The organism is Streptomyces tricolor (assembly GCF_002155905.1).
In the GTDB taxonomy this organism is placed as follows: Bacteria; Actinomycetota; Actinomycetes; order Streptomycetales; family Streptomycetaceae; genus Streptomyces; species Streptomyces tricolor.
In genome coordinates, this window is the sequence record NZ_MUMF01000393.1 from 1 (window position 1) to 9,557 (window position 9,557).

Sequence of the window (9,557 nt, forward strand, 5' to 3'; positions counted from 1 at the left end):
GTCGGCGAGTCGGTCTTGTCGGTCGGGGTCTTGTCCGTGGGCGAGTCCGTCTTGTCCGTCGGCGTCTTGTCCGTCGGGGACGGCGACTTGTCGGTCGGCGAGGGCGACTTGTCGGTCGGCGACGTCGGGGACGGTGACGTCGGAGGGGTCGTCTGCGGGGACGTCGGGGGTGTGGTCGTGGGCGAGGGCGGCAGCGTCCAGGGGTTCGGGTACTTCGGCGCCTTGCCGCGCTGGTCGTGCCGGCCGTTCACGTCGCCGCGGTGGCGGTTCAGCCACTCGCGGTGCTGGGTGTCGTAGATCACGAAGACCTTGACGACCACCGGGGCCGGCCGCACCACGACGACGTTCGCGGGCCGGTACGAGGACCACTGCCGGCCGATCAGCTTGGGGGTGGTGCGCTGGGCGACCGGCTCCTTCAGCGGGTTGCCGCAGGCGCACCGCAGCCGGGGCATGCCACGCCCGTCGACCAGGACGGAGGTGCCGCTCTGCAGAACGGCCTGGCGGCTGGCGGCGGCGCCGTCCCGGTAGGCGTGGTTGGTGACGCGGGTGTCCGCGCCGAGCACGACCGGGGTCAGGCCGCGCAGATAGCCGGGGAGCGCCGCCCTGCTGACGTCCGCCGCCCGGGCGAAGGCGTCGGCCTTGGCCGCGTCGGCCGTGAGGTAGCGGACGTGCCGCTCGACGTCGCAGCCCGCGACGCGCGGGGAGCCCCGGTACAGGCCGGGGGTGGCGCCCGACAGGCTGCGCGTCGCGCGCAGCGGCGCCTCGACGTCACCGGGCTGGACCCGGGCGGTGCCCCGGGGGGACTCGGCCCGCACGGAGCCGGTGTCCGTGGAGGCGGTGAAGGGGTCGGGCCCCCGCTCGCCGGCGGCCTGGAGGAGGACCAGTTCTCCCGCCCTGGTCTGTTTGACGCCGGTGCCCGCGCAGCCCGCGGCCAGGAGCGCCCCCATGAGCGCGCAGGCCGTGACGATGGATCGGGTGGGTATCCGCACCGCACACTCCGCATCACTGTGGGTGATTACGCCCTATTGTTGGCATTGCCCAGGTTTGGCTGGCAACTCGGGGGACGTCGTCACGGGAACGGCGCCGGTGTACCCGTACAGGAGGCGCGCAGGGCCGTGGAGTGGTTCACCGCACCCGACTACTGGCTGAGCCGGCTGGTCCTCCAGCGGGCGCTGGCGGCCGTGTACCTGGTCGCCTTCCTGACGGCGGCCCTGCAGTTCCGGGCGCTGCTGGGCGAGCGCGGGATGCTGCCGATCCCCCGCTTCACCGCCCGGGTGCGGTTCCGGCGCGCCCCCAGCCTGTTCCAGTTGCACTACTCCGACCGCTTCTTCGCGGCCTGTGCCTGGGCGGGCTGCGCGGTGTCGGCGGCCCTGCTGGCCGGGGCGGACTCCGCGCTGCCGTTGTGGGCGGGGATCCTGCTGTGGCTGGTGCCGTGGGCGCTGTATCTGTCGATCGTGAACGTGGGCCAGACGTGGTACGCCTTCGGCTGGGAGTCGCTGCTGCTGGAGACGGGCTTCCTGGCCGCGTTCCTCGGCAACGACGAGGTGGCGCCGCCGATCGTCGTGCTGTTCCTGCTGCGCTGGATCCTGTTCCGGGTCGAATTCGGCGCGGGGCTGATCAAGCTGCGGGGCGACGCCTGCTGGCGCAAGCTGACCTGCCTGTACTACCACCACGAGACGCAGCCGATGCCGGGCCCGCTGAGCTGGTTCTTCCACCATCTGCCGAAGCCGCTGCACCGGGTGGAGGTGGCCGCCAACCACGTCACCCAGCTGGTGGTCCCGGTGCTGCTGTTCACCCCGCAGCCGATCGCCTCGGCCGCCGCCGCCCTGATGATCGTCACCCAGCTGTGGCTGGTGCTCTCCGGGAACTTCTCCTGGCTGAACTGGATCACCATCGTGCTGGCCCTGTCGGCGCTCCAGCTGCCGGCGACGGCGCCGTCCGTGCCGCCGGCGCCGCTGTGGTACGAGGTGCTGGTGCTCGCGGTCGCCGCGCTGCTGGTCTTCCTGAGCCACCGGCCGGTGGTGAACATGATCTCCCGCCGCCAGGTGATGAACCGCTCCTTCGACCCCTTGCACCTGGTGAACACCTACGGCGCGTTCGGCAGCGTCAGCCGGGTCCGCTACGAGGTGGTGGTCGAGGGCACCCTGGACGACACCCCGCGCGCGGACTCCGACTGGCGGGAGTACGCGTTCAAGGGCAAGCCCGGCGATCCCCGGCACTGGCCCCGCCAGTTCGCCCCCTACCACCTGCGCCTGGACTGGCTGATGTGGTTCGCGGCGCTGTCGCCCGGCTACGCCGGGGAGTGGTTCGGGGGCCTGGTGGAACGCCTGCTGGAGAACGACCGGGACACGCTGAGGCTGCTGCGCCGCTCCCCGTTCCCGCCGGACACCCCGCCGCGCTATGTCCGGGCCCGGCTGTTCCGGTACCGGTACACGAGCTGGCGGGAACTGCGGGAGACGGGGGCGTGCTGGAAACGGACGTTCGTGCGGGAGTATCTGCCGCCGACGCGGCTGGCCGGGGCGGCTCAGAGGTCGTAGCCCCGGACGGCGGTGGACGCGAACAGCGCGGTGCGCTCCCCGCCGGGCCGAGCGGTCACCTCCCGTGCCGTTCGCCGGACGTGCGCGTGGCCGGCGGCCGGCAGGCACACGGGCCAGTCGGAGCCGGACATCGGCCGGCCGGGACCGAAGGCTGCCAGGGCGGCGTCGGTGTACGGGTGACGGTGCGCCGCAGCGGAGCGAGTCCGGGTCCCCGGATCCAGTCCTGGTCGCGGACGGTCAGGGCCAGACGTGGTGGTGGGCGCCGACGGTCACGGCAGCTCCCGTACGACGGGCGGGTCGGGAGGCAGCAGGCCGGTCTCGTGGAGTTCCCGCCAGAAGGCGTCCGGGACCGTCGCCTCCCACTGGTCGGCGCAGTCGTGGACCTCGGCCGCCGAGCGGGCGCCGGCCAGGACGCTCGCCACGGCCGGGTGCGCGGCGCAGAAGGCCAGGGCGGCGGCGCGCAGGGTGGTGCCATGGCGCTCGGCCGCCTCCTTGAGGCGCAGCGCCCGGTGGAGCAACTCCCGCGGCGCACGGGTGTAGTCGTACGTCGCCCGAGGCGTGGGGTCGGCCAGCAGGCCGGAGTTGAAGGGGCCGCCGACGACCACCGACACGCCGCGCCGCAGCGCCTCGGGCAGCAGCTCGGCCGCCGCGCTCTGGTCGAGGAGGGTGTACCGGCCCGCGCAGAGCACCACGTCGACGTCCGTGTCGCGGACGAACCGGGTGAGCATCTCCGCCTGGTTCATGCCCGCGCCGATCGCGCCCACCACGCCCTCCGAGCGCAGCTGCTCCAGGGCCGGGTAGCCCTCGCGGAAGGCCTGCTCGGCATGGCCGTCCGGGTCGTGGAGGTAGACGACGTCGACGCGGTCGAGACCGAGGCGTGCCAGGCTCGCCTCCAGGGTGCGGCGGATGCCGTCGGCGGTGAAGTCCCAGACGCGGCGGTGGGCGGCGGGTACGGCGAAGCCCTCGGCCAGGTCGTCGCCGGCGGCGTCGGCCGGTTCCAGGCGGCGGCCCACCTTGGTGGAGACCGTCCAGTGGGCGCGGTCGTACGCGCGCAGGGCCGCGCCCAGGCGGCGTTCGGACAGACCGAGGCCGTAGTGCGGGGCGGTGTCGACGTAGCGGATGCCGCGCTGCCAGGCGGCCAGGACCGCCGCGTGCGCCTGCTCGTCGCTCACCGGGGTGTAGAGGTTGCCGAGGGCAGCGGCGCCGAAGCCCAGGGGGGTGACCTCGACGCCGCTGCGGCCGAGGGGGGTCACCGGTCCGCCGCCGGCCGCGGGCGCAGGCCCTGCGTGCCGCCGCCGACGGCGAGGGCGGTGCCGGTGGCGGCCCCGGACAGGGGGCCGGCCCAGTAGGCGACGGCGCCGGCGACTTCGGCGGCGGAGACCAGCCGTCCGGTGGGCCGGCGGGCCTCCGGGGCGGCGCGTTCGGCGGCCGGGTCCGGGGCCGCGTCCAGCAGCCGGGCGGTCCAGGGGGTGTCCGCCGTACCGGGGTTGACGCAGTTGACGCGGATGCCCTCGCGGACGTGGTCGGCGGCCATGGCGAGGGTGAGGGAGTGCACGGCGCCCTTGGTGGCGCTGTACAGGATGCGCTGCGGCAGGCCAGCGGTGGCCGCGACGGAGCAGGCGTTGACGACGGCCGCGGTGCCCGGACGGGCAGCGGCGGCACGGCGCAGGCACGGCAGGCGGGCGCGGGCGGTGCGGCACAGGTACCGCAGGCGGGCGGTGCGGGCCGTGCCGTGGACGTTGACGTCGAAGACGTGCCGCCACTCGGCGTCGTCGTTGTCCTCGACGGTGCCCTGGGCGCCGATCCCGGCGTTGTTCACCAGGATGTCGAGTCCGCCCAGTGCCTCGGCGGCCTCGGTGACGGCCGCCCGCACCGTGGCGTCGTCGGTGACGTCGGCGCGCAGACCGAGGAGCGGCTTCGCCACCGGGGACGGGTGCAGGTCGAGGACGGCGGCCCGGGCGCCACGCTCGGCGAGGAGGCCGGCGGTGGCCCTGCCGATGCCGGACGCGCCGCCGGCGACCAGGGCCGTCAGGCCGGTGAAGTCGCTCATGCCGCCTGTCCCTTCCGGGTGTCGGGGTCGGCGGCCCGGTAGGTGCCGCCGGGGAAGGTGTAGCGCGCGACGGACTCCGGGCGCAGGGCGGCGGAGAAGCCGGGCGCGGTGGGTGCCGTGCAGGGGCCGTCGCGGAGGACGACGGGGGCGACAGCGCGGTGGATGGCGGCGTGGCCGAGGACGTCGTCGGGGCTGGTGGGTTCCTCGATCCAGTACGGATCGAGCGCGGCCAGGGCCCGCGTCCAGCGGATCGCCTCGTCCACGTTCCAGCGCTGGTCGGCGTCGATCGCCGGCCGTACGTCCGGTCCGACGACGGCGCTGGCCGCCCGGCAGCGGCGGATGTCGTCCGCGAGGTCGGCGCCGGCCTTCGGTGTGATCTGCCGGAAGCCGGCGGCGACGGCCTGGGCCGCGGGGAGGAGTGTCGGCGCCGCGGTCGAAGGACGGCGGTCTGCCACCCGGCCAACCGCGCCCCGTGCGGTCGGCGTTCCGGTCAGCCGGCTCCGGAATCACCGCCCGGACACGCCGCTTTTCTTCTCACCGGGGGCCCCGCCCGGTTTCTTGTTCGGGTTGTAGCGGCCGGGGTACAACTGCACGCTCGCGTCGGAATAGAACCCGACAGTGACGTCCTGGTGGACCGTGAGGGAGGTGGGGAGACCGGCGTTGCGGAGCACCATGTCGACCTTGTGGGCGCGGTAGCGGGCACTTCCGTCGGAAGCCGTGTACCAGTCGCGGTGCTGGAAGGCGAGCCAGCCGCTCAGCGTGGCCTCATAGGTGATCCGGAACTTGGCGGAACCCAGCGTGGAAAAGAGGTACGCGGTCTCTGCCGAGTGCTTCGGCACGTTGCTTTTGACCATGTCGGAGACACCGACCCGCACCGTGTGGCTCTTGGTCTTCGCCTCGCCCCACGCATGCTCGAAGCCGAAACTCGTTTCCCCGCCCAGTTCCCCGCCCACTTCCCCGACGGGTGCCTCGGCCTTGACCGACACCTTGTACGTGATCTTCTGTCCGACCGAGAACTTGTCGGTCCACGACCAGGTGCTGCTACAGGTGTCCGTCTTTTCGATGATCATGTTGGCGCTGTACGACGCCGCGTGGTCCGTGTGGTTGATCCATTCCACATGATGCGCGATCACGGGCTTGGTGGTGACTTCGAGCAGACGCGCGTTTTTGACGATGAGCGTCGCGGTGACCGGATCCCATCCGAACCGAGTGTAGACATCGCCGTACTCCGGATCCGCCCCATTGGCGGCTCCCTCGGGAGTAGGGCCTTTCAGCCAGTACTCGTCGGGGTTTTTCCCGACCGCCTTTCCGATGACCGCCTTGATGCGATCGGTCTGGTCAAGCCCGAAAGCCTTGGCCTCGGACGCGTTGATGACGTGCTTGACACTTCCGGTTCCCACCGCCTTGCACTCGCCGGGCCTCTTGCTCGCCGTCAGGTTGACATGGAACGGCATCCGCAACCCCTCGAATTCCCCGGTCGGGTGATCGAATTCCCCATTGATGGCTGTGTACGAACTCGCTCAAGGTTCTGCGGAGCTGCTTGTTCCAGCAACCAGTTCACGGAGGTTTGGCCGGAAACGGGGCGCTGGTGACGCGTCGGCGAAGCCGCGCTGCCCGGGCGTCCTCCAGCACCCCGCCCAGCCGGATGACATCCCCTAGCGCCCGTCCCCGCGCCGCCGCAACCGCAGGGTCATCAGCTCGAACGGACGCAGGCGTACGTCGATGCGCTCACCGTCGACCCCCGGTGCCGGGGCGTCCGGCAGCGGGCGTTCCAGCAGGTCGGTGACCGTGACGTCCGCGAGGTCGAAGCCGGCCGTGAGGGTGGCCCGGGCGCGGGCGCCGTGGGCCTCGTGGAAGCGGGCGATCACATCCCCGCTGCCGTCGTCGGCGAGCTTCACCGCCGTCAGGACCACCGCGTCGTCGTCCACCGTGACCAGCGGGGCGACGTCCCGGGCGCCGGTCGTGTGCCGTTCCGGCAGGTTGATCCGCCAGCCCTCGCGGACCGCGTCGGCGACCGAGGCGCCGAGGACCAGGGCGTGCCGGAAGCGGTGGACGCCCTGGTCGGTCTCGGGGTCGGGGAAGCGGGGGGCGCGCAGCAGGGAGACCCGGACCGACGTGGTCGTACCGCGGTCGCCGTCGGTGCGGACCGTGCGGGTCACGTCGTGGCCGTACGTCGAGTCGTTGACGACCGCCACGCCCCAGCCGGGTTCCTCCAGGTGGACGAACCGGTGGTTGCAGGCCTCGAACTTGGCCGCCTCCCATGAGGTGTTGGTGTGGGTGGGGCGGAAGACGTGCCCGAACTGGGTCTCCGAGGCGTACCGTTCGGCGTGCAGGTCGAGCGGGAAGGCCAGCTTCAGGAACTTCTCCGTCTCGTGCCAGTCGACCTCGGTGTCGATGAGCAGCCGCCGTTCGCCGGGCGGCAGGGACAGCAGCTGGGTCACCCGGGAGGAGCCGAAGCCGCGGACGATCCGCACCGAGGCGCCGTCCTCACCGGCCGTGACCGACTCCGCGTCGGTGAGGTCGGTGACGGTGTTGCGGTAGAAGGAGTCGACGTCCCAGGCGTCCCACATGTTCGGGAAGTCCGGGTGGAGCTGGAGGAGGTTCGCGGCCCGCCCGGGGGCGACGGCCTCGCGGTCGGCGTCGCGGTCGTAGGCGGAGACGACCAGGCCCCGGGCGTCGACGGTGATCCGCAGCAGGCCGTTGTCCAGCGTGAACCCGCCGTCCTCGCGGGACGCGAGCGTGGTGGCGCCGGCCTCGGCCGGGGCGGCGGCGCCGCCCGCCGGGACGCCGTGGCGGGGGTGCGGGGCCGCGTTGAAGACCAGCGGGGTCGTGCCCTCGCCGGCGAGCGCGCGCTGCGCGGCCTCGATCAGGGCGGTCAGTTCGGCGGCCACGCGCTCGTACGTCGCCCGCGCCTCCCGGTGCACCCAGGCGATGGACGAGCCGGGCAGGATGTCGTGGAACTGGTGCAGCAGCACCGTCTTCCAGATCCGGTCCAACTCCTCGTAGGGATAGGGGAATCCGGCGCGGACGGCCGCGGTGGCCGCCCACAGCTCGGCCTCGCGCAGCAGGTGCTCGCTGCGCCGGTTGCCCTGCTTGGTCTTCGCCTGGCTGGTGAGGGTCGCGCGGTGCAGTTCGAGGTACAGCTCGCCCACCCAGACGGGCGGTTCGGGGTATTCGGCCTCGGCCTTCTCGAAGAAGGCGCGCGGGGTCTCCCACACGACGGTGGCCGAGCCTTCCAGGTCGCGCAGCCGGGCCGCCTTGGCGACCATCTCCCGGGTGGTGCCGCCGCCCCCGTCGCCCCAGCCGGTGGGCGCCAGCGAGTGCCGGGCCCTGCCCTTGTCCTTGAAGTTGCGGGCCGCGTGGGCGATCTCGCTGCCCTTCATCGAGCAGTTGTAGGTGTCGACGGGCGGGAAGTGCGTGAAGATCCGGGTGCCGTCGATGCCCTCCCAGTGGAAGGTGTGATGGGGGAACGTGTTCGTCTGCGACCAGGAGATCTTCTGCGTCAGCAGCCACTTGGAGCCGGCCGCCTTGATGATCTGCGGCAGGCCCGCGGCGAAGCCGAAGGTGTCGGGCAGCCAGGCCTCCTCGTTCTCGATGCCGAACTCGTCGAGGAAGAACCGCTTGCCGTGCACGAACTGCCGGGCCATCGCCTCCGAGCCGGGCATGTTGGTGTCCGACTCCACCCACATCCCGCCGGCCGGCACGAACCGCCCCTCCGCCACCGCCTTCTTCACCCGCGCCCACACCTCGGGCCGGTGCTCCTTCACCCAGGCCCACTGCTGCGCCTGGGACATGGCGAACACGAACTCCGGCTCGTCCTCGATGAGTGCGGTCATGTTGGACGTCGTACGGGCCACCTTGCGCACGGTCTCGCGCAGCGGCCACAGCCAGGCCGAGTCGATGTGCGCGTGCCCGACGGCGCTGATCCGGTGCGCGGACGGCACGGCCGGGGCGGACAGCACGCCGGTCAGCCGCTCCCGCGCCCGGTCCGCCGTGCCGTTCACGTCCTGGAGGTCGACGGCGTCCAGGGCCCGCTCGACCGCGCGCAGGATGTCGTGCCGGCGCGCGGAGTCCACCGGCAGCTCGGCCATCAGCTCGCCCAGCACTTCCAGGTCCAGGACCAGCTGCCACACGCTCTGGTCGAAGACGGCGAGGTCCATGCGGGTGAGCGTGTACTGCGGCTCCTGACCGGCGGTGTCCTTGTCGCCGAGCCAGGTGGGCCGGAAGGGATGGTAGTCCAGGATGACCGGGTTGGAGGCGGCCTCGATGTGCAGGCGCACCTGCTCGCCGCCCGCGACGGGCGCGCCGATCCGCACCCACTGGTTGCGCGGGTTGAGGCCCTTCACCGGGGTGCCGTCGGGCCGGTAGACCAGGCCCTCGCACTGGAATCCGGGCATGTTCTCGTCGAAGCCCAGGTCCAGCAGCGCCTCGACGGTCCTGCCGGCCCACGCCTCGGGCACGGTCCCGGTCACCCGGAACCAGCTGGTGCCCCACGGAGCACCCCACCGGGCGCCCACCTCGATCGGCTCGGGCTCGGCGGCGAGCCCCTCCGCGACCGGCACGGGCTCGCCGGGCGCGTGCCACACCGCTGCCTCGAGCGGCACGGACTCGGGGTACACGGCAGGGCGGATACGTTCGTCGAGGACGCGCCTGAGGCGGGCTTCCACCAGAGTGCGGTCGTCATGCATGCGGGATGCTCCCTGCGGGGTTCCGGGTGATTACCAGGGGTGGGTGACGGTGGCGGGGGACGAGGTGTTGTACAGCTCCCCCACGGCGCGCACTTCGAATCGTGCCGCCGTCTCGCCCGGTTCGGGCCGCAGGCCGGCGACGAACCAGGCGCGCTGGGCGGTGGCGCCGAGGAAGCGGCGGGTGCCGTCGGGGAGGAGGCGGTGGAGGGTGTAGTGGCGGACGGTGCCGGGGCCGGTGTTCCAGGCGAGGCGGAGGTCACCGCCGTTCGCGGCCGTGACGCC

At 72.7% G+C, this 9,557-nt stretch carries 8 protein-coding genes and 1 pseudogene; 1 reads left to right on the forward strand and 8 read right to left on the reverse strand.

Annotated elements, in window-relative coordinates; genetic code table 11:
• Nucleotides 1-989: DUF6777 domain-containing protein (locus CCN44_RS26530; protein ID WP_208639844.1), on the reverse strand; the 989-nt coding region annotated here is incomplete at its 3' end.
• A gap of 126 nt (nt 990-1,115) precedes the next feature.
• Between CCN44_RS26530 and CCN44_RS26535 the strand changes: the two genes are divergently transcribed.
• Nucleotides 1,116-2,537: a lipase maturation factor family protein gene (locus CCN44_RS26535; RefSeq protein ID WP_086700196.1), complete on the forward strand. Its 1,422-nt coding sequence runs from the start codon at nt 1,116-1,118 to the stop codon at nt 2,535-2,537.
• On the opposite strand, the gene CCN44_RS47655 is transcribed toward CCN44_RS26535, so the two are convergent.
• The 7 genes and pseudogenes from CCN44_RS47655 to CCN44_RS26565 form a co-directional block, all read right to left on the reverse strand.
• Nucleotides 2,525-2,758 carry an amidohydrolase family protein gene (locus CCN44_RS47655; protein ID WP_331478619.1) on the reverse strand — a complete coding sequence of 78 codons (234 nt, stop codon included), beginning with the start codon at nt 2,756-2,758 and terminating at the stop codon, nt 2,525-2,527. The two genes, CCN44_RS26535 and CCN44_RS47655, sit on opposite strands and share 13 nt — an antisense overlap.
• A gap of 48 nt (nt 2,759-2,806) precedes the next feature.
• Nucleotides 2,807-3,790 carry an aldo/keto reductase gene (locus tag CCN44_RS26540; protein ID WP_059246644.1) on the reverse strand — a complete coding sequence of 328 codons (984 nt, stop codon included), beginning with the start codon at nt 3,788-3,790 and terminating at the stop codon, nt 2,807-2,809.
• Complete coding sequence (locus CCN44_RS26545) at nt 3,787-4,587, reverse strand: SDR family NAD(P)-dependent oxidoreductase (RefSeq protein WP_086700200.1); 801 nt, start codon at nt 4,585-4,587, stop codon at nt 3,787-3,789. Before CCN44_RS26545 ends, CCN44_RS26540 begins: the two co-directional genes overlap by 4 nt.
• A pseudogene (locus tag CCN44_RS26550) lies at nt 4,584-4,997 on the reverse strand (enolase C-terminal domain-like protein); the annotation flags it as partial. The pseudogene CCN44_RS26550 and the gene CCN44_RS26545, both read right to left, overlap by 4 nt.
• Nucleotides 4,998-5,093: 96 nt before the next feature.
• Nucleotides 5,094-6,041 (reverse strand): hypothetical protein, encoded by a 948-nt coding sequence (locus tag CCN44_RS26555; protein ID WP_086700203.1) that lies wholly within the window; start codon nt 6,039-6,041, stop codon nt 5,094-5,096.
• Between the two features lie 201 nt (nt 6,042-6,242).
• A complete protein-coding gene (locus CCN44_RS26560) occupies nt 6,243-9,275 on the reverse strand; it encodes an alpha-mannosidase (RefSeq protein ID WP_086700206.1) in 3,033 nt (1,010 codons plus the stop codon).
• A 30-nt stretch (nt 9,276-9,305) separates the two neighbouring features.
• Nucleotides 9,306-9,557, reverse strand: a 252-nt coding sequence (locus tag CCN44_RS26565) for a GH85 family endohexosaminidase C-terminal domain-containing protein (protein ID WP_414820523.1), incomplete at its 5' end; no start/stop codon positions are given.

What these genes read in the sequence shown, in the direction of transcription:
- CCN44_RS26555 (WP_086700203.1), bottom strand. Translation starts at nt 6,041, where the DNA reads ATGCCGTTCCATGTCAACCTGACGGCGAGCAAGAGGCCCGGCGAGTGC.
- CCN44_RS26545 (WP_086700200.1), bottom strand. Translation starts at nt 4,587, where the DNA reads ATGAGCGACTTCACCGGCCTGACGGCCCTGGTCGCCGGCGGCGCGTCC.
- CCN44_RS26560 (WP_086700206.1), bottom strand. Translation starts at nt 9,275, where the DNA reads ATGCATGACGACCGCACTCTGGTGGAAGCCCGCCTCAGGCGCGTCCTC.